This is a genomic window from Paenibacillus hamazuiensis, assembly GCF_023276405.1.
GTDB lineage: Bacteria > Bacillota > Bacilli > Paenibacillales > NBRC-103111 > Paenibacillus_AF > Paenibacillus_AF hamazuiensis.
Map to the genome: position 1 here is coordinate 6,104,156 of NZ_JALRMO010000001.1, position 25,590 is coordinate 6,129,745.

The following is a 25,590-nucleotide window of genomic DNA, read 5'->3' on the forward strand; positions in this document are numbered from 1 at the left end:
AAACCTATGCCGGACACGCTTTGCTTTTTGGGGCAATGGCCCTTCCCACGTTTAAGGCAAGAAAAAAGACCCCTTGCGGGGTCTTAGCTACTGAGTGAACGTGCACGTGAAACTTAAGCCGACGCTTCTTCGTCGCTGCGGCCTGCCAGCAAGTCCTCGAACAGCTGGACAAGCTTCAAATGCTTGCGAAGCGATTTTTCATGGATGAGATTGAGCTTGCCGTTGTCGAGCGTACCGAAGCGTTCGATCATTTGCTCGTTCTCGTGGGACCAATCGAAGCCTTCCAAAATTTGCAGGCACGAGGTCCATTCGCGGTTATATTGGTCGTCCACGAACAGGTAGCGATGGGCAAACATCGCCAGGCTTTCCTGAACGACGCGGCTCGACGACGTATACTGCGGGCTGCCGGGCTGCTCGGGCATAAACGGCAGCACGGCCGAGAAAAATTGATGCAGCATTTCCGTGTAGCTCGACGGATCTTTGCGCACTTTGCGCGCCAATTCGTAGGAAGTCTGCATTTTGCCGCTGAACAAAATCGTGGCAATCGAGTACAGCCAACTGAACGAGGTGAAGTTTTTGTTGTAAGCCGTCAGGTTCGCCCGCTTCTCAACACCGGCGCCCTTAAGGAACATGTTATGCTCCACGACCTGCTGAAGCACAACGTTGATCGGATCGACGGAGTCGAACGAATGGCCGATTTCCTTGCTGACCAGCTGCACCTTGGAGTTGATGTCACCGAACAGCTGTTTCTCTTCCTCTTCGGTCAGCCCGATGTAGATTTGCACGGCCAGCTCGCTTTCCATCAGCTCCAGACGGCGCTTCTCGATCTGGTTCAGGAGACCTTCCACCTGCTCCAGCTCTTCCCTCACCTCGGCGTCGCCCGGCTGCTTCCGCTGCTTGACTTTCAGCACCGCCAGCTTCTTTTCGAAGTTGCGGGCTTCCTTAAGCAGCTGCTCATTGACGAAACCCAGCGCCAAAATGCGGTGCTGACCGTCCAGGATGCTGAGCTTCGAGCCGGGGCGAAGGATGAGCCCCTCCTCCCTCTTGGCCAGGTTCCCCACGTCGCGAAGCGACAGTGTCACGGGTCCGAAAAAGACCCGGTCCAGCTCCCGCTCCTGCAAGTAGTTGGCGATTTTGCGGCGCTGCCCCGTGCTGAGCTTCCGCTGCACCATCGGATCGATCGTCGTGTAATTGAGCAGATCCTGCACTTTGACGGCGACCGTCGCCAAGCCGAATTTTTCGCAAAACGGGTGAATCGTCATTTGCAAGCTAAGTCCGTCCATTTACACCGCGTCCTCCTTATGCGTCAACCCTGCGCCTTGATCGTCCGAAACCGCGGAAATCAGCGTCAGGTGGTTGTTGTGATAAAAATCTTTCAAGTATTGATAAGCCTTCATGATGCGCGAGCGGCGCGGCAAGCGGTCTTTCTCATCGCCTTCGTAGATCGCATCCCAGTTCACATGCGGCAAAATTTTCAGCGCATGCTCCAGCTCGTATTTGTTGAAGGTCGCGCTCTTGGTTGCTTCTTCGTGGAAGAACAGCGCCATCGCGATTTGCACGTTTTCGGACCAGCAAAGCAGCCCCTGCTCCGGCTCCGGCAAATGCTGCAGCAGCTTGCCGAAATAGAAGGAAGCCAGCGCCAGATGCTCTTGGATTTGTTTGTCCGTAAAGTGATAGCTGTTGTTCCGGGCAGCCGACTTGAGGCGACCTTCGAACAACCCGGCCAAAATCTCGATCAGCAGATGATACGAAAATACGTACTCGGGCCCTTTGCCGCGTTCGGAGAACATGTCGACGGTAATTTTGCGCATCGCCTCATCCGTCTCCGCCATCTTGGTAGCCAGCACATGGTAAAACCGGCGCTGCTCGCGCAGTACGGCCAGGTTTCCGCCGATTTTACGGGGCAGCTTGTTGATGTCGGAAAACAGCTGCCGCTCCTGGCGGGCATCGATATCCAAATAAATCATAACCGACATCGGGAACGAGTAGATTTTCCGCATTTTCTCGGTAATCTCATCCATCCGGTCGTATTCCCGGCGGTCTTTGGCGCGCGCCATCAAGCTTTGCATCGTTTCCATCAGACGGCGGAACGCCGCGAGGCGGTGCTGACCGTCCACGATGTACAGCTTTTCGATCGCTTGTAAGCGATATACGTTTTGCTCATGGTCATATTCGCCGGCCCCTCTGGCCGACAAAATGATGCCGGGGAAATAAATTCCCTGGTTGTTATCCAAATACAGCATAATATAGTCCATCAGCTTGGACAGGTTTTGCGGAACGAGCGAACGCTGCACTTCAAGATCCACTTCGTAGATCGAGAACAGTTTGCTCATCGGGAGCGTCGTCGTCAAGGTCGTCTGTCCGAACGTGCGCGACAGGACGCCGGGAATCTCGATAAACGAGGACGCTTTTTGCTCGGCGAGCAGTTCCGATAAGGAAGATACATGATCCATTTGATAAATTCCCACCTTTTCATAAAGTTCATTATGGCCCTAGCCTCTTAACTCCACCATTACTATCGATTATAGGTATATATAAATCCCATTATACATAAAACAGAGGCATTATTACCATTTTCCGACCGAATTTCGCTAAAAAAATGCAATTCCGACGGGCCGAAGGCTTTGTTCCGTTCGCTCAAACGTCCCGGCTCCGGTTGCCGACTGCAAGCGCAAGAGGATACAGCAAGATGATTATACTTAGTATCGGCCGGCAAGAACAACCGGCACTCTGCATTTTCAGCCGCGTTAAGCGAATTTTTAGGTTATTTTAAGCTTCGTGTCACGATTTCTTCATACCTTTGGCTGAAAATAACTTTGCAGCACCGATGCGATGATCCTCATCGCCCATTCCCCCATTGAAGGAGAGATTACCATGTGGAAACAAAAGCTGACTGCCCTGACGCTGGCGGGAGCCCTGCTTTTGTCCGGAACAAGCGCTTTTGCGGCAACGACGGACAATGCTTCCGCCCCCGTGCCTGACAAGCTGACCGAGAAAGCGGCCAAGCTCGGCATCGACACGACCGGGAAAACAAAGAAACAACTCAAAGAGGCCATCCATGCCCAGAAGGCATCCGCCCGTCAAGACAAGCTGGCCAAGCTGAACGAACGTGCCGCCAAACTCGGCATCAATACGGAGGGCTTGACGGCTCAGCAGCTTAAACAAGCGATCCGCGACAAAGTCCATGCGGACCGGCAGGCGAAGCTGGAAAAAGCCGCCGCCAAATACGGCATAAGTACCGATGGCCTTACTATTAATCAACTTCGCCAGGCGGTTCATGAGAAAAAAGCTGCCCAGCGTCTAGACCATCTTCAAAAAGCGGCCGCCAAACTCGGCATCAATACGACCGGGCTGAGCACGAAAGAAATCGCCCAAGCGATTCACGCCAAGAAAAAGCCGGCTACTCCGTAAACCGGCCCCTGGCCCACCCGTTCGGGACCTGCCGCATGATGCCCCTTCTTCCGTCACACAGAACCGAGGGGAGCTGTCATGCGGCTTTTTACATTCAAATTCCGCCATTTAAGCGAATATGCCGGCTCAGCCCATCTTGCGCGCGATCATCTGCACAAAACGCGAATCCCGCTCATCCAGCTCCAAGGCAAACCCGGCTTCCTCCAGCGCGGCGCGGACCCATTCCGGCTCCAGCCTCAGCTTCAGGTAGCTGCTCTTATGAAGCTGCCAGCCGGCTCCGCTTTTCTCGTAAACGATATCACTCACGACAACGACCTCCGGCTTATATTCCAGAAACGCCGTCATGATCCGCGTTTCGTCACTGCGGACGGGGAGGATCCGGTCGGTATCCGTCAGCTCCCGCGTATAATCGCGAAATGTCCAGATCGACCGACCGCCGGGCACCAGCACGTCGTGCACCTTTTCGAACAGAAGTTTTACCTGCTCCCTTGAACTCAAATGCGTTAAAGTATCGCCGAAGCAGGTGACGAGCTCCAGAGATTGCGGAGCCCCCCAGCGTTCGGCATCGAGTACGTCGCAGCAAACCGTCTTGGCGGTCAGTCCGCGTTCTTCAGCATGCTTTCTGAGTTCGCCAATCAGAATCGAGCTTACATCCACACCGATTATATCATAACCCAGCTGCGCCAACGCCAAGCTCTGCGCCCCGGGGCCGCATCCGAGATCCGCCGCCCTTCCATTTAAGCCCGGGCTGATTTCGTGTTTTTCGAAAAAATGAAGCGCTTCCCTGATCTTTTCGTCAAAGTCCCCTAACATCCATGAATAAAATTTGGCGAGCATTTCCTCATAATGCCGTTCGCTTGAAGCCACTTTTGCACCTCCTTAACCGTATATAAATCCCTTAAGATTATAGCAAAAAAACCTTGCTCCCCAGCAAGGTTTTCTTCATGTCGATGCGGTTGAGAGGACTCGAACCTCCACGAGCGTACGCCCACCACCCCCTCAAGATGGCGTGTCTGCCATTCCACCACAACCGCAAGCTATTAACATGAGCCATGTAGGACTCGAACCTACGACACCCTGATTAAAAGTCAGGTGCTCTACCGACTGAGCTAATGGCTCTAACTGTTTATGTTATAAATTATTTATCCCATAAATAAAAAATGGTGACCCGTAGGGGATTCGAACCCCTGTTACCTCCGTGAAAGGGAGGTGTCTTAACCCCTTGACCAACGGGCCACGTCGTACTAACTGAGGGCGTCCTTCGAAAGCGACAAGTGTTATTATAGCAGGTCCTCTTCAGGTTGACAAGCCTTTTTTCAAATTTCGTCGATTTGGTAAAAAAATATAAGCTTGTGATATGCTAAACATATCGAAACAAGAACTTCATGGAGGGCATATATGCTCATTTATAACCGAGAAACCGGCCGGGTGACCGAAGAACCCGAACGTCCTTCCCGCGAGCAGGAAACTGTGTGGATTCGCCTGCATCAAGCGTCTCCGGAAGAGGTGAGCCGCGTGCTCGGCTGGTATCGCTGTCACCCGCTGGTCATCGAAGACTGCATCAAGCTGAACCAGCGGCCGAAGCTGGACCGGTACAAGGACCACATCCTGCTTACCTTTTTTGCCATCGCGCCAAAAAGCCTGTCCCCCGTCGAGATGGGCATCGTCATCGGCTCTCATTTTGTCATCACCGTCACGCACAAGGAGATTCCGTTTTTTGCGGAGATTGAGGCGGAATTGCTGCAGACCGGCGACCGCATGGCTCAGCCGGGGCAAATTTTGCACCGTATCCTCGACCGCTGCGTCGATGACTACACCGATATTACCGATCATATCGAAGACAAGGTCGACAAGATGGAACGCAATCTTTTCCGCAATCCGTATATCCGGATATCCCGGGATGTTTTTCATTTGAAGCGGACGATTCATGGACTGCGCCGCATCGTTGCCGAGGAAAAAACGATTTTAGGAACGATCAGCCATCAAAACTTTCCGTACATGACACAGGACAGCGAAGTGTACTTTATCGATATTTACGATCACATCTCGAGGGTGATCGATTCGCTTGATGTGTTCCGGGAATCGCTCTCCGGTCTGCTCGAGCTGCAGATGGGCATGAAATCGGACCGCATGAACGAGATCATGAAGACGCTGACGATCATCAGCTCGATCTTCCTGCCGCTGACGTTTATCGTTGGGCTGTACGGCATGAACTTCAAGAACATCCCCGAGTTAAATTGGGATTTCGGTTATTTGTACGTCTGGATCGTCATGCTTGTGGTGGCCGTGGGCATGTGGCTTATTTTTCGCTGGAAGCGGTGGTTATAAGCGCGTCCCCCTAAATCCCCCCACCGGGGGACCCCAGGCGCTCAGGCGCCCTGGACCCGCCCGTATGGAGGGAGTGCTCGCTGCTAGTTCGCGTTTGCCCGGCATGGATTTTTTGCCTTCGGAAAAAAATCCTATGCCGGGCACGCTGCACTTTTGGAGCGATGCCCAAGGAGTTTATGAGTGTCTCATCCTTGCCTATGTCCGACCCGTTTTGGCTGTCGCCAAATTGGGGTCGGACACGCTTTACTACCCGATCGGCTGACAGACCGAACTACTAAAATACAAACATAGCGGAGCCCACGTTCGCTATTCTCGGATAAACGGGCGCTTCGAAAAAAATAGAGAAACTGGGGTGCGCTAAATCGGTGGAAAATGGTGTTTGTACCGGGCCCGGGTAATCAGGTAAATAGATCACCTGAGCTCCGCTAATTTTCGAGAGAATATCCGATATTGGCCTACTTAGCGAACGATAGTTCCGCTATGGTCCCGTTATCCCGGCAACGGCGCCCTCTGGCTCGGTGCCGCAACGCAAAAAAACCGCCTTCCGGCGGTTTCTGTTTGCTTGCGGATACGGAGAGAGAGGGATTCGAACCCTCGCACCACTTACGCAGTCTAACCCCTTAGCAGAGGGTCCCCTTGAGCCACTTGGGTATCTCTCCAAGACGATAATGGCTCCCCGAACAGGACTCGAACCTGTGACAACTCGATTAACAGTCGAGTGCTCTACCGACTGAGCTATCGGGGAAAGCGTAAAAATAATTTATCACGATTTATGGGCCAAGTCAAGAGTATGCAACTTCAATTTCCCCCTGCATTTTCCACATGCATATTTGCGTGGATCCAGCTTCCGCTTGCGCAAATACTCCGTTCTGCAGCTGCTGCACACCAGCTTGTACCGGTAGGGCTCTCTCCGCTTTGCCGCGGTCGGAAGCGCTTTGCAAAAGCGTGTCCCCCCCACCTGGGCAAGCAGCGTCTTGAAGTCGGCATCCCGGTGCTGGTAGCCTTTTTTCAGCAAATGAAGGTGATAATGGCACAGCTCATGTTTGATGATCTTCTCTACGTCTTCCGCTCCGTACTCCGTATACTGCTGCCAGCTGATTTCAATGTCGTGAGACCGGGTAAAATATCTTCCTCCCGTCGCCCGCAATCTGCGGTTAAACCGCGCCCGATGCTGAAACGGTCTTCCGAACGACGCGAGCGATACCCGTTCCACCCATTGCTGCAGCTCCTGGTCATCCATCAGTTTCCCCCACCTATATCGGTTCCATTCATAAACCCGGAACTCGCAATGCGTCAATTTGTGCTTCTCACTTGAATTTTAACCCGATCATGAGCTACACTGTCAAGTAGAAAAAGCTTTCGAACGCCAAAAAGCGAGGTACCCGACATGTCCAAATTTCGCTATGCCCTGCTGGAGCTGAACGGATCCATCGAATTTGTGGAAATGCCTTCCTCCCACATGTATCAATTGACCGCCCTGAATCAGCGGCTTCATAAAGAACTCGGCAAGCTGACCGCCGGCAATGTGCCGAGCCTGCCTGCCGTTATCGCCGAATTCGATCAGCTCGAGATCGTAAGTCCGAAATACGCCGTGACCGGCGGACTCGATTATATCAATCAGCTCGAGCGGACATTCTCCTCCATCCGGGAGAAGGAATACCCGCTCATTTCGCTGCTTACCGAGATTCGGGCGCTCCAGGCCCAGCTCGAGCAATGGTACGAGGAAGAAGAGCTGGTCTAGGCCCGGGATAATTGCCGGGACATGCACTTTATGGCCCACCTTCCCATATGCTAATACCAACTAGCTGGGGTGGGAAGGGGTTATGCGCGATGCCGCAATGGTTATGCAACCAATTGATGCGTGCTTTTCAAAATAAAAACCGCCGGCAAATTCGACTTTTGAACGATTGCTGGTTTTTTTACCGGACCCGTAAAACCGGTTCCGCGGAGGAATCTTCTCTTCAATCCTAAACACGACAAAAATAGAGCATGAGAGTAGAACGAATCTATCTCATGCTCTATTTTTCTTTTCAAGCGGCTCTGCCCTACAGCTCAAGGCTTTTTCATCGTCAGGCTGACGCGGCCTTTTTTGAGATCGACACCCAGCACCCACACGGTAACCGTGTCACCCACAGATACGACATCCATCGGATGTTTGACATAGGAATCGCTCATTTGCGAAATATGGACGAGTCCGTCATTTTTGATCCCGATATCGACGAACGCACCGAAGTCGATGACGTTGCGCACGGTCCCTTTCAGCTCCATGCCCGGAGTCAAATCTTCGATTTGCAGCACGTCGGTGCGGAAAATCGGCTTCGGCAGCTCGTCGCGCGGATCGCGTCCGGGACGCTGCAAGCTGTCGATAATATCGCGCAAAGTAGGGACGCCGACTCCCAGCTTCGGCGCAATTTGCTCCGGCTCGATATTTTGCAGCATTTCCTTCAGCCGATCCGACCCGAGCCCGGACAGCTCCAGCTTCAGCTCCTTGAACAGCTTGTCCACCACGTCGTACGACTCCGGATGGATCGGCGTATTGTCGAGCGGATTTTGGCCTTCTCCGATGCGCAGAAACCCTACGCACTGCTCAAAAGCTTTCGCCCCAAGGCGGGGCACCTTTTGCAGTTGGGCGCGGCTTACGAACTTGCCGTTTTCCTCGCGGAATTTGACGATGTTTTTCGCCAAAGTGCTGTTGATGCCGGAGACGTACGATAAAAGCGAAGGAGACGCCGTATTGACGTCGACGCCGACATGGTTCACCGCCGACTCGACGACCGCCCCAAGGCTTTCCTCCAGACGTTTTTGCGAAACGTCATGCTGGTATTGACCTACACCGATGGATTTCGGATCGATTTTGACGAGCTCGGCCAGCGGGTCCTGCAGACGGCGCGCGATCGAGATCGCGCTGCGCTCCGCAACGTCCAGATCCGGAAATTCCGTCTGCGCCAGCTTGGATGCGGAGTAGACGCTCGCTCCCGCTTCGTTCACGATCAAATACTGCAGCCGGCGTCCCTTCATCTCGCCGATAAAATCCGCGACAAACTGCTCCGTTTCCCGGGATGCCGTCCCGTTGCCAATGACGATGGTATCGATGTTGTATTTTTCAACGAGCTGCTTGAATTTCTGCTTCGCTTCGGCTACCTTGTTGTTCGGAGGGGTCGGATAAGTGACGGCCACCTCGAGCATTTTGCCGGTATCGTCGACGACGGCGACTTTACAGCCTGTCCGATACGCCGGGTCGACGCCGAGCACCGTTTTGCCTTTTACCGGCGGCTGCAGCAGCAGGTTGCGCAGGTTGGCGCTGAATACCTCGATCGCTTTTTCTTCCGCTTTCTCGGTCATTTCATTCCGCACCTCGCGTTCGATCGAAGGCGCGATCAGCCGTTTGTAGGCGTCTTCGACGACAGCCAGCAGCGTGTCTTTGACGACGGAATTGCCTTTTATGTACTGGCGTCCGATGTATTCGTGGATCTTCTCCACCGGCACCTCGAGACTTACCTTCAGCACCTCTTCGCGTTCTCCGCGGTTGATCGCCAAAATCCGATGAGGCGGCAGCTTGCGGACAGGCTCCGAGTACTGGTAATACATTTCGTACACGGATTCCTGCTCTTTATTTTTCGCTTCGGTATGAAGAATGCCGTGATCATGCGTATATCGGCGCACCCAGGCCCGCACTTTGGCGTCGTCGGCGATGTTTTCGGCGATGATGTCCATCGCGCCTTGAACCGCCTCCTCGGCCGTCTGAACGCCTTTCTCGGCGTTCACATACTTAGCGGCCTCCGCCTCCGGATTACCCTGCCGGGGCTGGCTCATGATCCACTCGGCCAGCGGCTCGAGACCTTTTTCTTTGGCCACGCTCGCCCGCGTTTTGCGCTTTTGCCGGTACGGCCGGTACAGGTCTTCGACCTCCTGCAGCTTGACCGATTGCTCGATCGAGGCTCGCAGCTCGTCCGTCAGCTTCCCCTGCTCGTCGATCAGCCGGATGACCTCCAGCTTCCGCGACTCCAGATTGCGCAAATAGTTCAGGCGCTCCTCGATATCGCGCAGCTGGTTTTCGTCGAGCTCCCCTGTCATCTCTTTGCGGTAGCGCGCGATAAAAGGAATCGTATTTCCTTCGTCCAAGAGGCCTACGGTCGTTTTTACCTTGCCGGGAGACAGCTGCAGCTCCGCAGCGATCTGCTTTAAAATCCGCTCCTGAATGGCGGCCTTCATTTCCTCCGTCAATTCATGTTGCGCACCGGACGTTTCAACTGCTTCGACCTGTTCCTTCGACATGAGCTTCATCCTCTCCTATTTGTAAACATCAAAAAACGAGGGACTCTGCAGCACCCTCGCCTCCAATCATCTTTTAGAATTCAATCAGTCCTACGCTGATCTGCAGGGCATCGTCAACTTTCCGCATCGTCTCTTCATCCAGATGAGTGATTTTATCCGTGAGCCGCTGCTTGTCGATAGTTCGGATTTGCTCCAGCAGGATGACGGAATCTCTGTCAAAGCCGTGAACCTCCGCATCGATCTCCACATGCGTTGGCAGCTTCGCTTTCTGAATCTGCGCCGTAATCGCCGCCACGATGACCGTCGGGCTGAAGCGATTGCCGATATCATTCTGAATCACAAGGACAGGCCGAACCCCTCCTTGTTCCGAACCAACGACCGGTGAAAGATCTGCGAAAAAAACATCGCCACGTTTGACAATCAACTGTTACACCCCGCTAACTAAACGGTCAAGAGTGTTATCCGCTTCTTCCTCCGCCAAAAATGCCTCCGAAGCCATATGCAGATTGATCTTCGCCATTTCCATGTACCCTCGCTGCATGGATTCGCGCAGGTGGCGCTTTTTCCGCTCCATTAAATACAGCTTCATCGCTTGTCGAATGAATTCGCTGCGGTTGGAGTTCTCCTTTTCCACGATGCCGTCGACTTCCTGCAATAAATAGTCCGGCAAGCTGATCATGATTCGTTTCGTATTTTGAGCATTGGCCACCCGTCTCGCACCCCCACAAAAATACCCAAAACAATATTACCATTATGGATTAGATCAAGCAATTTTATACAAGAATAAATATATGCACTCGGTATTGCAAATATGTTATACGATCTCCGTATCAAGGCATATGCCACTAAGTACATATTCGCGGCAAAAACGGAAAATCCTTTCGAAATGTTTCACTTTGCCCCATGGTAAATAATTCTTTAGGATTTCGATTGCGTTTTTATCCATTTTTATGCTTAAGCAGCGGATTAACCGTCTGCACGACGGTGCCGTTATCGGTATATACCCGCGGTACACGGTGGGAGATCATGCACGTAATCTCGTAATTGATCGTCCCCAGCAGCCCGGCCAGCTCCTCAGCCGTAATTCGCTCATCCCCCTGTTTGCCCAAAATGACCACTTCTTCCTCCATATGAATATCGGAAAAACCCGTCACATTCAGCATACATTGGTCCATGCAAATTCTCCCAACGACCGGAGCCCTCTTGCCCTGAACGAGCGCACTCACTTTGCCGGAAAGCATACGCGAAAACCCGTCGGCATACCCGATAGGGAGTGTAGCCAGCGTCTCTTCCCCTTGCGTGAAGTACGTAACGCCGTAGCTCACCCCGGAGCCCGGAGGGACTGTTTTCAGCATGACGATGCCCGTCTTGATGCTCATAACCGGTTCCAGCGCAATGCGCCGGCGGTTCACTTCCTCCGAAGGATACAGCCCATACATGCTGATGCCGAGCCGGACCATGTTAAACGTCAGCTCCGGCGTATCGATCGCCGCGGCGCTGTTGCCGGCATGAACATACGTAAACTGTACGCCCTTCTCTTCAAAATGCCGCACCACCCGCCGAAACCGCTCGTGCTGCTGCTTCGTGTACGTTTTATCCTCTTCATCCGCACAAGCGTAATGGGTGAAAACCCCCTCCACCTCAACTCCCGGCAGCTGCAGCGCCTTTTCTATAAAAGCGATCGCCTCCGCCTCCGTCGGCAGCCCGAGCCGGTTCATGCCGGAGTCGACCTTGATATGGATTTTCAATGGCTTGAGCTGAAAAAGCCCCTGCCGCCCCAGCTCTTCGATCGCTTCCAGCACATTAAGGGAGTACACGTTCAAGGTAATATCGTGCTCCCACGCAATCTCAACGCCTTCCGGAGGCGTATAGCCGAGCACAAGAATAGGCGCCGTAATCCCCGCCTGCCGTAGCTCCAGCCCCTCATCCAAAAACGCCACCGCTATATATTCGACGCCGCACGCCAGGGCCGCCTTGCTCACTTCGTAAGCCCCATGACCGTACGCATCGGCTTTGACCACAGCCATTTGCTTGATATGCTCCGGCAGGACCTGTTGAAAGGCCCGCAGGTTATGCCGCAGCGCATCAAGCGAAATCTCGACCCGCGTCGGCCGGTAAAACGGATCCATTTCCTCACCTTCTTCGTCAGTCCGTCACGTTGAACGAATTTCTCCCTTATGGGCAAAAAATTCGGAAGGGAAGCCCTCGGGTTATAGAGGCGCTTCCCTTCACTAATGTTAATCCGTTCCTATAGTGCTGTCAATGAACATTATGCGAAAAAAGTGGCTGCCGAGGTGCCTTGTTTTGCCAGTGGCGGATTGGTTTCATATTTTGTCGTCAATCCCCGCTCCGCAGTCAATTAAACGGCCGGTCCAGACTTTATGCGTTATTTTATAGCAGCCATTCATCTCACGCCTGTTTCCCGGGTTCGACAGTCGGTAGATGCACAATCCGTCTCAAACCCAAGCGGGACAAGGGATGCGGCAGTTGTGGATAACTACGTGTGGTGCCTACATCTTTTGGGGGTCAAGAGAGCGAAATATCCCATATTTGCTGGGGTTCTGCGATTTGCAAGGCCGAAACAATTGCCCGATGTTCGTCCGTTAATTCCGTCCGTTGCCGCAGCTTTCCACCATCCAAACGGTACTCAACCAGATGCAGCGTCTGCATGAGCGAACGAATCTCGCGCCACGTTTGACCGGTTTGGTTTTCTGCAATCCGGATGAGCATCAAGGCCAGCCAGCAAAGCAGGACATGTGCGCGAATCCGTTCTTCTTTCCGGTGGTAGACCGGCCGCAGTTCCAGCGATTGCTTGAGTGTCCGAAACGCTGCTTCCACCTGAAGCAATTGCTTGTACCCGAGTGCCACGTCTTCCGTGGACAAGGTGTCGTCAGAGGTGCGCAGCAAGTATTTGCCGTCCAGATGCTCCATCGCTTTGACGGCGGCCAGATCGATACGCAGATTGCCGCGCTTGTCGGTCTTGAGATACCGTTTGTACGTCGGATGGCTGTGTAGACGGCAGTGTGCCCCGGTATGCGCTTCGCCGTCCAGTTCCTTCAACCGGGCAAGCTCCGTGCGCAGCTGCTCCAGATGCGCTTCGCGCCGGGCGGCATCCCGCTTTGCTTCTTCCGGATTGCGAACGAGCACGTATCGCTTGCGCGCTTCGCCATCCCCCACGACGATCTCCTTGACCTCCAGGTTGTCTCGGATCGTTTTGAAACGTCCCGGATGCGCGAGTGCCGCTTCGACGGTCGGCTTGCCCGACGTCATCTTCTCCCCGGCAATGTAGTGGCCGCCGCTCTGTTGCAGTACGCGCAGATTGTCTTCGGAGGAGAAACCGCGGTCGACGACGGTAATCACACGCCCGAGTTTCCACCCGATCAGATCCTTTTTCACCTGCGGCACAACGTTCATATCCGACGTATTGCCCGGCCACACCCAACAACGAATCGGGATGCCCTCACGCGTGACAGCAAAACCGATGACCACCTGCGGAAGGTCGGGGCGATGGTCTTTCGAATAACCGGTTTTGCGAAAATCGTCTTCGTCGTCCTCTTCCGTCTCAAAATACGTGGAGGTCGTGTCGAAGAACAGCAGATCGACTTCCAGATTCAGCAAATCCGCTACCGTATGGAACACTTCACGCTGGATGCTTTCTTCCGACGTGAGCAGAAAATCCATTGCCCGGTAGCCATGCTGCACGTCAAACGCCGGAAGGTCCGGGATGACCACTTCACGATCCACCCAATCTTCAATCGCCAGCTTGCTGCTTGGTGCCAGCGCCCGATTGGCCACCATGGCAAAGATGGCGCGTTCAACCGGCATGCGGTATTCCCGGTCGGCAAGTCGTCGTGTAATCGCTTCGCCGATACCAAGCTTCTTCCAAAGTTGATCGAGCAGCCATACGCCGCCCAGCGAACGACTGCTAAGGAGCGTAACCGAAGCGGGTTGCGCTGAAGATGGAGAGGGCGCTTGCGGCTCGCCAATAAAACGGTGGATGCTGGCGGCAAGACGTTTCAAGCCCTCCATGTCCAGTTCGTCAGCGCGGCCGAAATGGTACAGGACTTTCGCTTGTGGAGTTCCGGTCACAGGATTTCGCTCATTATGGGCGAGCTGTACGTAACGGGTGATCGAACCGTTTTTATTTTTACGAGAGATTGTTCGTATATACATATCTACAGGATATAATATATACTACAAGAAATGCAACAAAAATATCTAATTATCCACAAAAATTTAGTGCCTACAGTTTTTTGGATTTTTTCGCGTCGTAGTGCCTGTGGAAAAGTCCGAAAAGCCGCGTCAAATCTGGATTTCAGTTGTCCACAGCACCCAAAAGGGTGCCTACTTTTCGAGGGTTACTGTCGAACCCGGGTGTTTTAAGCCCCGTGAGAGACTTCGCGCTTCACGAGCCATTAGAAGGCCCTCCCGGGCTTCGTACGTCCTCGCAGCGCCTCGAGCCCACATAACCATACGTGTGATAAACGTGCTTGCGATGGCCAAAATCTCGCAGCGCTGGGGATTGGCCTCGAACTCGCATAACCATACGTGTGATAAACGTGCTTGCGATGGCCAAGAACTAGCAGCACTGGAGATTGGCCTCCCAACTCGCATAACCACTCCGGTCTGCAGCGAGTTTTCCGTTTTACTTTCCGACCTGGCCCTGCACGGCTTGCGCCACCTTGATCATCTCATCAAGCGGCAAATCGCCGGTGGATAATCTGAACTCGACCCCATCATAAGTCCACGTCAACGTTTTCTTCGAATCGCCTGTGATGACGGCAAGCGTATAGCCCAAATCTACAATGTCGCCCGGAAGCGAGGAAACCGTCTGAGCCTGCGGCATCGACTCCACCAGCGTATAATTGAACTTGCCGGAATAGCGCAGGAGCACAGCTTGATCTTCTCCAAGCTTCATGTCGCGGATATCTTGCTTTTTCACACCGCTTGGGATGTACGTCGGCTCAATAACCCCAAATTGCTGCTTGGCCGCTGTTGCCTTGGATCCGTCGCTACCTGTTGCGCCGCTCGGAGTTGCACCTGCTGCCGAACCTGCTGTCGCGCCGCCCGGAGTTGCACCTGCTGCCGAACCCGCTATTGCGCCGTTCGCCCCGTTCGTGGAGCCCTTGGCTGAAGCACCACCTGTTGCAGAACTGTTCCCCGCAGCTCCTGCCCCAGCAGCCAAGCCCGTCGTTCCCGCACCGGTCGCCGAGTTATTCCCGGCCGTGCCGTTCGCTGCAGAGCCATTCGAAGCCGTACCGCCGGCCTGATTTTTCCCGCCGCTGCTGCCGTTACCGGCTTGCTCTGCCGTGCCATTGCTTTGGTTGGCTGCTCCATTGCCTGTTTGTGCATTTGCACCGGCGGCACCATTTGCGTTGCCCTTGCCGGCCTGCCCTGCGGTACCATTGCTTTGGTTGGCTGCTCCATTGCCTGTTTGTGCATTCGCACCGGCTGCACCATTTGCGTTACCCTTGCCGGCCTGCCCTGCGGTACCATTGCTTTGGTTGGCTGCTCCATTGCTTGTTTGTGCATTCGCACCAGCAGCACCATTTGCGTCACCCTTGCCGGCCTGCCCGGCGGTACCGTTATTGTTGCTATTCGCGGCACCTGTTGTCGCCTTCGCATCCGTACCTTTACCGGACGCCGCTCCGCCTGCATCCTTTGATGCCCCATCCCCCGTCTGTGCCGCAGCCGGCATCGACTTTTGAATGTTATAGCTTGTCATATTTCGCTGCATGTCAAAGGAATCCTTATCGAACTTCTTGCCAAATTCAAATTCCTTGAAGTCCACAATCACCATGACATTAGAATTCGCATCCGAAACCTCAACATGAGTAGGAGCCAAATCCTTCTTGTTCAGCCACACCTTTTGGCGAGCCAAGGACCCGTTTTGGTAATTAGCCTGTACATCAAAAACATACGAATCCTTATCCATCGTAAACTGACGTTCGTTATCCATCAAAATACTTTGCGCCAGCGATTGATACAAATACACCTGGCCTTGATTTTCCGGCCAATCGCTTTGGAAGCGGAAGCTTTTATTCAAATGCGGCGTCAGCACAAACACCCCATCATCATTCCGAAGCACGATTTGCGTAATATCCTTCTTCTCGTTTGTCAGCGAAATCCGGTAATAATGCGGAGCCTGAAAGCTCACATCCACCGCATACTCCTGCGGCTCCAGCCCCGTATGCAGCGTCATTTTCCCCGCACCGTGGTAGCTGTCCAGCTTGTTCATCACCCGATCCAAATCCTTGACAACTCCGGCGGAATCCTTCTTGCCTATTCCGCACCCTGCGAGCACAATAGCCAAACACATCATGATGCTTACCATCCATGTAGCCCGGCGCATTTCCTCATCCCCTTCATCGACAATTAATATTCACTGGTACATGTCTATGTGGGGACTTGGACAAATATGCAGACAAGGTTGGTTAAAAAAATATACCCTTATGTTTGGATAGAATGGTGATTTTACAAAATCCTCCAAAACAAGGGTATACCGTTCTGCTTAATACGTTATACAACCGATAAAGCTCTTGATTGGGTTCCGTACTTGTTATACATGACATGAATGAGAAATTTCAAACTGCTACCAATTATTTATAAATATCTAATGCCCTTCTTCGCCATCCGCATATTGAGTCAATTATGCAATGTATCTTTATATCTTTGTTATTTCAGTATTCAGTGTTCGGTAGTATTAATAACTTCTAATATGCATTCTTATTAATTAGACCGTTTGCGATAGTTTTAAAAATAATTTTGATATCAAATATGAAACTCCAATTCTCGATGTAGTAGATGTCATGTTTAATTCGATCCTCAATCGATGTATCGCCCCTTAGTCCACAAGCCTGCGCCCAACCTGTAATTCCGGGACGAATATGATGTTTAATCATGTATTTCGGAATTTCTTCTTTAAATTGTTCTACATAATATGGCCGTTCTGGTCGAGGTCCTACTACACTCATATGTCCAAGTAATACATTAAAAAATTGCGGCAATTCATCTAAACTTGTTTTACGCAAAAAAGCGCCAAATTTGGTTTTTCGTGGGTCATTTGCTGTAGTCCAACCTGTATCAACAACGCCAGGAGGCAATGCTCTCATCGACCTAAATTTATACATCATGAATGTTCTTCTATTTAAACCGACACGTTCTTGCTTAAAAATTATGGGACCAGGCGAACTTATCTTTACACCAACTGCTATAATTATTAGTAAGGGAGATAAAATTAATATAGCAGAAAGTGAAAAAACAATATCAAAAGCGCGTTTTAATAACCTATTCGTCATTTCGTCTAGAGGTACATCTCGAACATTTATTAACGGAATGCCTGCAAAATTATCAAAAAACGGTTTAGATGGCAAAATGTCAAAGTAATCGGGAATTATTAATGTCCTGACTCCAGCCTTTTCACATTGATTTATAATACTTGGCAGCTTTTTATGAGCTTCTAGAGGTAATGCGATTATTACTTCATCTACAATTGTATTATCAATAATTTGGGAAAGTTGATCAATAGTCCCCAGTATTGGTTCGATATTTTTATTTTGTATATCGTGTTCTTTTTGAAAATCATCTAAAAAACCAATCACTTTATACCCTATTTCTGGATGAACCTTTAGATTTTGGCAAAATTTACGTCCTACTGAACCCGCACCTATAATTAGTACAAATCTATTGTTATATCCTTTCTCTCTAATCTTTCGAAGGAATACTTTAAGAACAAATCTATAAATTGAAACAAAGATGATATTATTTAACAAGAATAAAGCCATGAAATGTCTTGATATATCAAGTTCTTTCGTAATGAATAATAAGCTAAGTAACATTAAAAGACTTATAATGTGTACCTGAATGACCTTAAAAAATTCGTAAGAAAAATTTTTTTTTCTTTTTGGATAGTATAAGAAAAACACATAACCTAGAACAACAGAAAATATGCAATATACAAAACTCCACGGAAAATATATATTGAATGGCAAGTGAGATTCAAACGAAATCATTTCACTTTGAAATTTTAGCCACCACGAAAAAATAAATGAAACTTCAATAAAAATTAGATCAATCAGCACATAAACCTGTGATAAAAATCTATCTTTTCCTCTAACCAATTCATCTCACCTCTAAATATAATGAGGTTTATCATTTTTTAATTTTCAAATAGTCTTTTAATGCGTCCTTCCAGTGTCTTAAATCCTCAAAATTATTTAACCTTATTGACATATGATCTAGAACTGAGTATTTAGGTCGGCTCGCAGGTCTGGGAAAATCCTCTGTACTACAAGGCAAAATCTTAGTATTAGTATTAGTTATGCTAAATATTGTGTTCGCAAATTCAAACCAAGAACAATAGCCGCTATTTGTTGCATGATAGATTCCATATAATTCGGTTTTTAGTAATGTATAAATAAATCTAGCTAAATCAAGTGTATAGGTAGGGGCCCCATGTTGATCATTAACAACTTTTATTTCATCTTTTTCTTTTGCTAAATTTAACATCGTATTAACAAAATTATTTCCATAAAAACCATAGACCCATGAGGTCCTTACTATGAAATATCTGCTAACCAGACTTTGTACAATGTCTTCCCCGGCCTTTTTGGATTTGCCATAGACATTTATCGGATTTGTTCGATCAAATTCATTATATGCTATTGAACTAGTTCCATCAAAAACATAGTCAGTACTTATATAAATTAATTTTGCCGAAACTTTTTCAGCAGCTACACAAATATTTCTCGTTCCATATGCATTAACCTCATAAGCTGTATCTTTATCTATTTCTGCTTGATCTACTTTTGTATATGCGGCTGAATGGATAATTACATCTGGTCTTATTTTTTGAACTAAGTCATCTACCAACGAAAAATTAATAATATTTAAGTTTTCTTTACCAAATGCAAAAACTTCAAGTTTTTGCTGACTATTTAAATAAATACTTAATTCTTTCCCGAGTTGTCCTGCAGCTCCTGTTATTAAAATTTTCATTTTACAGTTTCTCCGGTATGTTTATACAGTAATATTCTTCGTAATATTTGGAATATTCCCCATTTTTTACATTCTCCCACCAAAGATTATTTGTTAAATACCAATCAATTGTTTCTTTTATCCCTTCATTAAAAGAATATTTTGGTACCCATCCTAATTCTTTTTGAATTTTTGAAGAATCTATTGCATAACGTCTGTCATGGCCTAAACGATCAGAAACAAAAGTAATTATTTCATCGGATTTATTCAAATGGTTTAATATCAATTTAACGATTTCCAAATTTGTTTTTTCGTTATTCCCACCAATATTATAAACCTCCCCAGGTTTGCCTTTGTGAATAACTAAATCAATGGCTGTACAATGATCATTAACATGTAACCAGTCCCTTATATTTAGTCCATCTCCGTATATAGGCAATTTTTTTCCTTCTAATGCATTAGTCACCATCAAAGGAATTAACTTCTCAGGGAATTGAAATGGACCATAATTATTAGAGCAACGTGTGATATTAATCGGTAAACCATACGTTTCAAAATAAGCTTTAACAAACAAATCTGCACTTGCTTTACTTGCAGAATAAGGGCTATTTGGGGAAAGTGGTGTGCTTTCAGTGAATAGACCAGTTTTCCCAAGAGAACCGTATACCTCATCAGTAGAAATTTGTATAAACTTGCTTATCTTATTTTTGTAAGCAGCTTCAAGTAGAATCTGGGTTCCATATACATTTGTGTTTAAAAAAACCTCAGGGTTTTTTATACTTCGGTCTACATGCGACTCGGCAGCAAAATTAATGATAACATCAATATCTTCAATTAGAGAATTAATTAAATCCTTATCACATATATCACCTTTAACAAAGCGATAGTTTGGTTTCTTTTCAATATCTTTCAAATTCAATAAATTACCAGCATATGTTAATTTATCTAAATTAATTATTTTATAATTGGGGTAATTATTAAGCATATATTTCACAAAATTACTACCAATAAACCCGGCGCCACCTGTAACTAATAGATTCATAGTTATCTCCTTATTCGAAGTTTATTTCTGCTTCCATTAATCTCGGTAATTTACTATCTTTCTCAGATAAGATAGGTGGATAGTTCAGAGGCCATGATATCCCGATATCTGGGTCATTCCAATAAATACCTCTATCCATTTGAGGGTCATAATATTCATCCACTTTATAGACAACTTCAGTATTTTTTTCTAATGTACAAAAGCCGTGTGCAAATCCTTTTGGTACTAACAATTGCCTTTTATTTATTGCCGATAGTTCTATTCCAAACCAACAACCAAATGTAGCGGAGTTTTTTCTTATATCTACTACCACATCATATATAGACCCTGAAATACACCTAACTAATTTAGTTTGTGCTTTAGGATTCAGTTGATAGTGTAGTCCTCGTAATACCCCCAATTCAACAGATAACGAATGGTTATCTTGTACAAAATTATAATTTAATTTATTTTTGTCAAATTCCTTTTGGCTATAACTTTCCATAAAAAATCCACGATTATCTTGATGAACTTTCGGTTCAATTATTAGTACGCCCGGAAGACTTGTTTCTATAATATTCATATTCACTTAATCCTTCCAAATTCTTCACCGAAATTAATATTTTTAGATAATTCATTTGCTTTGGCCCATGAACTGTGTGTCCCTGCATCAGTCCACCAACCTTGCAATATATCATAAGTCAAATTGTTATTTTGTATATATCGATTATTAACGTCCGTTATTTCTAGTTCCCCTCTATGAGATGGTTTTAATGTTTTAATATAATCAAATACAGAATTATCATACATATATATTCCTGTCACGGCAAAATTACTTTTAGGCTTAAACGGTTTTTCTTCAATTGAAATAATCTTGTTGTTACTTAGTTCTGGGACGCCATATCGTTCAGGATCATGTACTTCTTTGACTAGTATTTTAGCACCTGTACCTTGGTTAATAAAGTTTTTAACATAATAAGATATATCATCTTCAAAAACATTATCTCCTAGAATGACTGTCATCATATCATTTCCTACAAAGTTTTCCGCTAAACCTAGTGCTTCAGCAATACCGCCCGCTTGATCTTGCACTTTATAGGTGAATGAAAGATTAAATTCCTTACCACTTCCCAATAGATTTACCACATCACCCATGTGCTCTTTGCCTGTGACTATTAATATCTCTTCAATTTCGCTTCTTTTTAATGCGTGAATCGCATGATAGATCATTGGATATTTCCCAACAGGTAATAAGTGTTTGTTTGTTACTTTTGTTAATGGATAAAGACGTGAACCAGTACCACCGGCTAGAATTATACCTTTCATAATATCACCTTCTGCTTTAATTATTTTTCTTTTTATACCTTGCTAACATTTTTAAGAATCCTGATGGTAACACTAATGCTAATATAACTTTAACGATTGAAATTATTGAATATTTCTTTACTCCAAATTTACAAATTGTTGATAATAATAAAAAAAGACCTTTTATCCGTTGGTTATCATAAGCTAAAACTTTTGCCTTCCTTAATCGATGTTCTCTCTCAAAGCTACTAATTATGCTTCGATTTAATGTTTTTTTCAATTCTGAAATGACCTGATATTCAGAGTCAATCATTTTAAATTTATTATTGGAAACATTTGATTCATGCTTCCTATATCCAGTTAGTTGCATTGGTTCATAAAGCAATGCCCAATTATTGTTAATTAATTTTATCCACAGATGCCAATCATCTGCTCCACCAATAATATTTTTGTTGAATCCTTCAATAGAAAGAAGTGCTTCTTTTTTTAAAATAGATTGCGAAGGTGATATGATAAAATTGCTAACTAAATCTTCAACATCTAACTTATAATATTCTTTAGGAAATATTTTACCGGAAACCGGAAGTGTAATATGATAACTGGGATACAAAACTTCATTTATCTTTGTATCGTTATGATCAATGAAATATACATTACTAAATACAACACCAAGTTCCTTGTTTGAAAAATAAGGAACCATTTTTTCCAAAAATGTATCTTCCCAAATATCGTCTTGATCTAAGAAAGCAACAAGTTCTCCTGATGCGGCGTATAAACCAGTCGTTCTTGCTGCAGCTACTCCCTGATTGACTTGACGAATTACTTTAGTACTAATTTCAGTAGTATCAATTTTTAACTGAAAAGGATTTTTCGCCCCATCGTCTACAATGATAATTTCTAAAGGTCTATATGTTTGGTTTACTATTGATTGTAACGTTTTATTAATGTACTTTTCACCGTTATAATATGGAATTATTACAGTAACATTATAATCCATTTTTAATTTTTCCTTAGTTAATTATTTTGTCGTATAATTGTTCAAAATCTTTTGTTGTTTTTAAGCAGTTATATTTCATCATTATTGTTTTTTGAGCATTATTTCCAAGCTTTTTTGCATATTCCATGTCAGCCAAAAGTTTTTGCATTGCCATTTCGAGATTTGTTACGTCTGCGGAAGAGACCATTATACCATTATATCCATGTTCAATTAACTCGGAGTTCCCACCAACATCTGTAACAATACAGGGCAATCCATACCTCATAGCTTCAATTAATGAAATAGGCATTCCTTCCCAAAGTGAAGGAAGCATAAATACATCCAATTGTTGCAAATAATCTATTGGATTTTGTTGACCAATCATTCGAATTTTATCTTCTAAATTATTCTTTTTTATCCAATCGCTAATTTCTTCTCTCAGTTCCCCTTCCCCTGCTAAAACAAGAAACGATTTTAAATCTTTGAACTTTAAAGTTAAGTTTTTAAAAGCTTCTAATAAATAAAACAATCCTTTTTGCGGAGCTAATCTACTCATAGTACCAAATAAAATAGTTTTATCATTAATATTTAATATTTGTTTTAAGGAATTTATTTTTTCTTTAAAGGGATAATCATTTATATTTAAGCAATTAGGAATAACAGTAATCTTTTTTTTATTTATTAATAAATTCTCTTCAACATGTTTTTTTACAGCTTCTGCAACACAAACTACATTACTTGCTTGTCTATAAGACCTTTTTTCAAGTTCTGTAACAATCTTGGAAAATAAATCCCTTTTAGTATGATGGGCTTCTTGATTATGAACAGTACATATATGCGGAGCTTTTGTAAAACTTGAGATAAAAAAACCAAATACGGCTGCTCGGTGTAGATGAGAATGTATCACTTGAAATTTACCTTTTTTTATCGCTATAATACCTTTAATAATTGCCTTTATATTAAGCCAACCTTTTAAAAAATTACTGTTTCCAAGATAAAGATAATTAATTTTAAGATTTTTCAATTCGTCGATAATGCTTTCTTGTTTAGTTTTTCTCAAAAAAGCTACTTCTACTTCATACTTATCTTTATTTAGATTTTTTATTGTATTTAATATGCATCTTCCAGGTCCATCTAAAGTATCGGACGAAACTAAAATAAGTATCCTCAATTTAAACAATCTCTCCTCTCCTTATATGATATAGAACAATAAGCAATAATAATCCATATATATTCTTCCGATAAATCAAATAGAAAAATTGCTTTTGATACTAACATCCCTATAAGAGCTAACCCGAGGATATCTCTTTCTATCAATCTAAGTTTTATAATACGCACAACTAATATAAGAAATAGTAATAACCCTATGGTCCCTAATTGTGCAGCAATCGTAAGGTATAAGTTATGGGCATAAGAATTACCAACTTCAATATCATTCAGATATGGAAATAATGCAGTAATTGCACCAATTCCATTTCCAATAATCGGTGAATTTAAATATAAATCGAGGGCAATTTTGGCCAAACCAATACGATTATTTATTGATTCGCTATACATAATTTTACCAATAAATAATGAATATATATCATTATTTATTAACATAAGAACTAGTAAAAATAACATAATGCCACTTGATATTAAAATTATTCTACTTCTATAAATAATAATAAGTCCAATTAAAACACCTAATATTGCTGTTCTTGACAAAGCAAAAATAATCGATATCGAGGTAATACCAGCAATGAATAACCAAAAAATCCGCTTATATCCATAGCTTTCATCATTATTATTAATTTTTTTCAAATAATACATTGCAATTATAGTGCCAAAACCTGCAACAACTGCAGCAGCATTTGAATTTTGAATTGCATATGATGACATTGTTGAAATTTTTTGTACTACAATATTTGCTGAAGTACCACTCAATATAAGAGGTAAAAGCATAATAAATCTTCGAATTACATCAAGAGCTTGAATCAAGGAAATTGTTGTTAGAAAAACCAATAATGATCGCCGATTAAATTTTAAGGACCAAGCAATTATAAAATAAAGATATCCATTTATAAGTCGTATTATATTATAAATCGATTCATTAAGTGAAGGGGCCCAAAATATTGACAAAAGACAATAAAAAACAAAAATGAAAGATATTAAAAAAGTCTTAAAATCTTTTTTTAAACTTGAAGATAAATCGTATTGAAAAATAATAATCAAAAACATCACAGGAATTAATATATAAGATAAACGAAGATTTCCTCCGCCAATACTTCCTAATGAAATTCCATCTAGACCAATAGACAACGCTAATAAAAAAGGGATAACAAAGTTATTTTTGTTATTTTGATTTTCAAAAGCCATAGAAAGTTTCCTCATTGGATTATTTTAAATATGCAGACAATAATTTACGGATTTTATATGGAATTTGTTTATTTTTCTTTCCTAATTGATACGCAAAAAATTTAATTACCGTCTCAAAAAAAGCATAGGGTATTCGAGTGAATTTACGTTTTTTACATAAATATTGTATTAATGAAAGAAAAAACCTAAACCCTTCTTTTCCATTCGAAGGCAACTGTTTTAATTCCTTTATTTGAGTAAATGCTGTTCCAATGTCAAAATATCTTTTAAATTGTTGCAATAAATTATAATTATGTGAATGATAAACAAGAGCTTCAGAACAATAATATATTTTATACCCATTATTTATTACTTTTGTTGCGAAAATCATATCTTCATTCATTATTGACTGATCTGGAAACCGATCCAATTTATTAAAAATATCTTTACGATACATACTACAAACATTTGAATTAAAAAAAGTTTTAACACCTAATTTTTCAACATCTTCAATTTTTTTCACTATTGAATGATCGGGATAATTAAATAATCTATTAAATTTCTCTATATCACTCGCATCATGTCTAGCGACTTGTCTTGCGTAAGCAACAACAATTTTATTATCAAGGTCAAAAGAATGTAATAAATTTTTAATTAGATGATTATTACAAGGTAAAGCATCTTGCGTCATAAATAAAAGAAAATCACCATCTGCTTCATCAGCTAATTTATTTCTAGTACCTCCGTGATTAAAACAATTATTAGCAATTGTTATAACTTTCACTTGTGGAAAATTATTTTTAATAATTTCTAAAGTATCATCATTCGAACTGGAGTCAATTACAATTATTTCCATGGTTTGTTTTTCATTTAACTCTTGTGATTGTAAAGATTTTATTAGATCAAGAATATATGAATCTGCGTTATATGTTGGAATTAGAACCGAAATTTTAAGCATTAG

At 45.1% G+C, this 25,590-nt stretch carries 23 protein-coding genes and 5 tRNA genes; 4 read left to right on the forward strand and 24 right to left on the reverse strand.

Features of this window, described 5'->3' with window-relative positions; translation table 11 throughout:
- Positions 1 to 113: 113 nt before the first annotated feature.
- On the reverse strand, positions 114 to 1,283 hold the full coding sequence (locus MYS68_RS26440; protein WP_248928708.1) for a DNA sulfur modification protein DndB: 1,170 nt from the start codon (positions 1,281 to 1,283) through the stop codon (positions 114 to 116).
- On the reverse strand, positions 1,284 to 2,453 hold the full coding sequence (locus MYS68_RS26445; protein WP_248928709.1) for a DNA sulfur modification protein DndB: 1,170 nt from the start codon (positions 2,451 to 2,453) through the stop codon (positions 1,284 to 1,286). It abuts the gene before it with no gap.
- A 421-nt stretch (positions 2,454 to 2,874) separates the two neighbouring features.
- Here MYS68_RS26445 and MYS68_RS26450 point away from each other — a divergent pair, with 421 nt between their 5' ends.
- Positions 2,875 to 3,411, forward strand: coding sequence for a hypothetical protein (locus MYS68_RS26450; RefSeq protein ID WP_248928710.1), 537 nt, complete (start codon positions 2,875 to 2,877; stop codon positions 3,409 to 3,411).
- Between the two features lie 126 nt (positions 3,412 to 3,537).
- Here the strand turns inward: MYS68_RS26450 and MYS68_RS26455 are convergent, their stop codons facing one another.
- The 4 genes from MYS68_RS26455 to MYS68_RS26470 all read right to left on the reverse strand — a co-directional run bounded on the left by MYS68_RS26455 (position 3,538) and on the right by MYS68_RS26470 (position 4,647).
- On the reverse strand, positions 3,538 to 4,278 hold the full coding sequence (locus MYS68_RS26455; RefSeq protein WP_248928711.1) for a class I SAM-dependent methyltransferase: 741 nt from the start codon (positions 4,276 to 4,278) through the stop codon (positions 3,538 to 3,540).
- A gap of 84 nt (positions 4,279 to 4,362) precedes the next feature.
- Positions 4,363 to 4,445: transfer RNA gene (locus MYS68_RS26460), tRNA-Leu, on the reverse strand.
- A gap of 12 nt (positions 4,446 to 4,457) precedes the next feature.
- Positions 4,458 to 4,530: transfer RNA gene (locus MYS68_RS26465), tRNA-Lys, on the reverse strand.
- A 42-nt stretch (positions 4,531 to 4,572) separates the two neighbouring features.
- Positions 4,573 to 4,647, reverse strand: a tRNA-Glu gene (locus tag MYS68_RS26470).
- 162 nt (positions 4,648 to 4,809) lie between these two features.
- Here MYS68_RS26470 and corA point away from each other — a divergent pair.
- Positions 4,810 to 5,739, forward strand: a complete 930-nt coding sequence (gene corA, locus MYS68_RS26475; RefSeq protein ID WP_248928712.1) for a magnesium/cobalt transporter CorA — start codon at positions 4,810 to 4,812, stop codon at positions 5,737 to 5,739.
- A gap of 571 nt (positions 5,740 to 6,310) precedes the next feature.
- Here corA and MYS68_RS26480 read toward each other — a convergent pair.
- The 3 genes from MYS68_RS26480 to MYS68_RS26490 all read right to left on the reverse strand — a co-directional run bounded on the left by MYS68_RS26480 (position 6,311) and on the right by MYS68_RS26490 (position 6,979).
- Positions 6,311 to 6,398: transfer RNA gene (locus tag MYS68_RS26480), tRNA-Ser, on the reverse strand.
- A 10-nt stretch (positions 6,399 to 6,408) separates the two neighbouring features.
- Positions 6,409 to 6,484 (reverse strand) — tRNA-Asn (locus MYS68_RS26485).
- Between the two features lie 18 nt (positions 6,485 to 6,502).
- Positions 6,503 to 6,979 carry a SprT family protein gene (locus MYS68_RS26490; RefSeq protein ID WP_248928713.1) on the reverse strand — a complete coding sequence of 159 codons (477 nt, stop codon included), beginning with the start codon at positions 6,977 to 6,979 and terminating at the stop codon, positions 6,503 to 6,505.
- A gap of 147 nt (positions 6,980 to 7,126) precedes the next feature.
- On the opposite strand from MYS68_RS26490, the gene MYS68_RS26495 reads away from it, so the two are divergent.
- Together MYS68_RS26495 and cmpA are read left to right on the forward strand one after the other, a co-directional pair.
- Entirely contained in the window at positions 7,127 to 7,480 is a 354-nt protein-coding gene (locus tag MYS68_RS26495; RefSeq protein ID WP_248928714.1) for a hydrolase/acyltransferase, read from the forward strand.
- Positions 7,481 to 7,569: 89 nt separating this feature from the next.
- Entirely contained in the window at positions 7,570 to 7,710 is a 141-nt protein-coding gene (gene cmpA, locus MYS68_RS26500) for a cortex morphogenetic protein CmpA (protein ID WP_248928715.1), read from the forward strand.
- An 81-nt stretch (positions 7,711 to 7,791) separates the two neighbouring features.
- Here cmpA and MYS68_RS26505 read toward each other — a convergent pair whose 3' ends face one another.
- The 15 genes from MYS68_RS26505 to MYS68_RS26575 form a co-directional block, all read right to left on the reverse strand.
- A complete protein-coding gene (locus MYS68_RS26505) occupies positions 7,792 to 10,014 on the reverse strand; it encodes a Tex family protein (protein ID WP_275983521.1) in 2,223 nt (740 codons plus the stop codon).
- 73 nt (positions 10,015 to 10,087) lie between these two features.
- Entirely contained in the window at positions 10,088 to 10,438 is a 351-nt protein-coding gene (locus tag MYS68_RS26510) for a type II toxin-antitoxin system PemK/MazF family toxin (RefSeq protein ID WP_248928716.1), read from the reverse strand.
- Between the two features lie 3 nt (positions 10,439 to 10,441).
- Positions 10,442 to 10,723, reverse strand: coding sequence for a CopG family ribbon-helix-helix protein (locus MYS68_RS26515; protein ID WP_248928717.1), 282 nt, complete (start codon positions 10,721 to 10,723; stop codon positions 10,442 to 10,444).
- A 229-nt stretch (positions 10,724 to 10,952) separates the two neighbouring features.
- Positions 10,953 to 12,143 carry an alanine racemase gene (gene alr / locus MYS68_RS26520; RefSeq protein WP_248928718.1) on the reverse strand — a complete coding sequence of 397 codons (1,191 nt, stop codon included), beginning with the start codon at positions 12,141 to 12,143 and terminating at the stop codon, positions 10,953 to 10,955.
- 397 nt (positions 12,144 to 12,540) lie between these two features.
- Positions 12,541 to 14,187, reverse strand: a complete 1,647-nt coding sequence (locus MYS68_RS26525) for an IS1634 family transposase (protein ID WP_248924599.1) — start codon at positions 14,185 to 14,187, stop codon at positions 12,541 to 12,543.
- Positions 14,188 to 14,659: 472 nt separating this feature from the next.
- Positions 14,660 to 16,366, reverse strand: coding sequence for an outer membrane lipoprotein carrier protein LolA (locus tag MYS68_RS39160; RefSeq protein ID WP_420852163.1), 1,707 nt, complete (start codon positions 16,364 to 16,366; stop codon positions 14,660 to 14,662).
- A 361-nt stretch (positions 16,367 to 16,727) separates the two neighbouring features.
- Positions 16,728 to 18,134, reverse strand: coding sequence for an undecaprenyl-phosphate glucose phosphotransferase (locus MYS68_RS26535; protein ID WP_248928719.1), 1,407 nt, complete (start codon positions 18,132 to 18,134; stop codon positions 16,728 to 16,730).
- Between the two features lie 31 nt (positions 18,135 to 18,165).
- Positions 18,166 to 19,011 carry a dTDP-4-dehydrorhamnose reductase gene (gene rfbD, locus MYS68_RS26540; protein WP_248928720.1) on the reverse strand — a complete coding sequence of 282 codons (846 nt, stop codon included), beginning with the start codon at positions 19,009 to 19,011 and terminating at the stop codon, positions 18,166 to 18,168.
- Between the two features lies 1 nt (position 19,012).
- Positions 19,013 to 20,032 carry a dTDP-glucose 4,6-dehydratase gene (gene rfbB / locus MYS68_RS26545; RefSeq protein WP_248928721.1) on the reverse strand — a complete coding sequence of 340 codons (1,020 nt, stop codon included), beginning with the start codon at positions 20,030 to 20,032 and terminating at the stop codon, positions 19,013 to 19,015.
- Between the two features lie 10 nt (positions 20,033 to 20,042).
- A complete protein-coding gene (gene rfbC / locus MYS68_RS26550) occupies positions 20,043 to 20,594 on the reverse strand; it encodes a dTDP-4-dehydrorhamnose 3,5-epimerase (protein ID WP_248928722.1) in 552 nt (183 codons plus the stop codon).
- 2 nt (positions 20,595 to 20,596) lie between these two features.
- Entirely contained in the window at positions 20,597 to 21,337 is a 741-nt protein-coding gene (locus MYS68_RS26555; RefSeq protein ID WP_248928723.1) for a sugar phosphate nucleotidyltransferase, read from the reverse strand.
- A 16-nt stretch (positions 21,338 to 21,353) separates the two neighbouring features.
- Positions 21,354 to 22,313: a glycosyltransferase family 2 protein gene (locus MYS68_RS26560; protein ID WP_248928724.1), complete on the reverse strand. Its 960-nt coding sequence runs from the start codon at positions 22,311 to 22,313 to the stop codon at positions 21,354 to 21,356.
- Between the two features lie 13 nt (positions 22,314 to 22,326).
- Positions 22,327 to 23,472 carry a glycosyltransferase family 4 protein gene (locus tag MYS68_RS26565; protein ID WP_248928725.1) on the reverse strand — a complete coding sequence of 382 codons (1,146 nt, stop codon included), beginning with the start codon at positions 23,470 to 23,472 and terminating at the stop codon, positions 22,327 to 22,329.
- Positions 23,460 to 24,650 (reverse strand): O-antigen ligase family protein, encoded by a 1,191-nt coding sequence (locus MYS68_RS26570; RefSeq protein WP_248928726.1) that lies wholly within the window; start codon positions 24,648 to 24,650, stop codon positions 23,460 to 23,462. Before MYS68_RS26570 ends, MYS68_RS26565 begins: the two co-directional genes overlap by 13 nt.
- Positions 24,651 to 24,669: 19 nt before the next feature.
- Positions 24,670 to 25,587: a glycosyltransferase family 2 protein gene (locus MYS68_RS26575; RefSeq protein WP_248928727.1), complete on the reverse strand. Its 918-nt coding sequence runs from the start codon at positions 25,585 to 25,587 to the stop codon at positions 24,670 to 24,672.
- Positions 25,588 to 25,590: the final 3 nt, after the last annotated feature.

Excerpts from the sequence above, each read along its gene's own strand:
- MYS68_RS26440 (WP_248928708.1), bottom strand. The coding sequence starts at position 1,283 with ATGGACGGACTTAGCTTGCAAATGACGATTCACCCGTTTTGCGAAAAA.
- MYS68_RS26570 (WP_248928726.1), bottom strand. The coding sequence starts at position 24,650 with ATGGCTTTTGAAAATCAAAATAACAAAAATAACTTTGTTATCCCTTTT.
- MYS68_RS26560 (WP_248928724.1), bottom strand. The coding sequence starts at position 22,313 with ATGGATTATAATGTTACTGTAATAATTCCATATTATAACGGTGAAAAG.
- MYS68_RS26525 (WP_248924599.1), bottom strand. The coding sequence starts at position 14,187 with ATGTATATACGAACAATCTCTCGTAAAAATAAAAACGGTTCGATCACC.
- MYS68_RS26445 (WP_248928709.1), bottom strand. The coding sequence starts at position 2,453 with ATGGATCATGTATCTTCCTTATCGGAACTGCTCGCCGAGCAAAAAGCG.
- alr (WP_248928718.1), bottom strand. The coding sequence starts at position 12,143 with ATGGATCCGTTTTACCGGCCGACGCGGGTCGAGATTTCGCTTGATGCG.
- corA (WP_248928712.1), top strand. The coding sequence starts at position 4,810 with ATGCTCATTTATAACCGAGAAACCGGCCGGGTGACCGAAGAACCCGAA.
- cmpA (WP_248928715.1), top strand. The coding sequence starts at position 7,570 with ATGCCGCAATGGTTATGCAACCAATTGATGCGTGCTTTTCAAAATAAA.
- MYS68_RS39160 (WP_420852163.1), bottom strand. The coding sequence starts at position 16,366 with ATGCGCCGGGCTACATGGATGGTAAGCATCATGATGTGTTTGGCTATT.
- MYS68_RS26505 (WP_275983521.1), bottom strand. The coding sequence starts at position 10,014 with ATGTCGAAGGAACAGGTCGAAGCAGTTGAAACGTCCGGTGCGCAACAT.
- MYS68_RS26575 (WP_248928727.1), bottom strand. The coding sequence starts at position 25,587 with ATGCTTAAAATTTCGGTTCTAATTCCAACATATAACGCAGATTCATAT.
- rfbB (WP_248928721.1), bottom strand. The coding sequence starts at position 20,032 with ATGAATCTATTAGTTACAGGTGGCGCCGGGTTTATTGGTAGTAATTTT.
- rfbD (WP_248928720.1), bottom strand. The coding sequence starts at position 19,011 with ATGAAAATTTTAATAACAGGAGCTGCAGGACAACTCGGGAAAGAATTA.
- MYS68_RS26555 (WP_248928723.1), bottom strand. The coding sequence starts at position 21,337 with ATGAAAGGTATAATTCTAGCCGGTGGTACTGGTTCACGTCTTTATCCA.
- MYS68_RS26450 (WP_248928710.1), top strand. The coding sequence starts at position 2,875 with ATGTGGAAACAAAAGCTGACTGCCCTGACGCTGGCGGGAGCCCTGCTT.
- rfbC (WP_248928722.1), bottom strand. The coding sequence starts at position 20,594 with ATGAATATTATAGAAACAAGTCTTCCGGGCGTACTAATAATTGAACCG.
- MYS68_RS26490 (WP_248928713.1), bottom strand. The coding sequence starts at position 6,979 with ATGGATGACCAGGAGCTGCAGCAATGGGTGGAACGGGTATCGCTCGCG.
- MYS68_RS26495 (WP_248928714.1), top strand. The coding sequence starts at position 7,127 with ATGTCCAAATTTCGCTATGCCCTGCTGGAGCTGAACGGATCCATCGAA.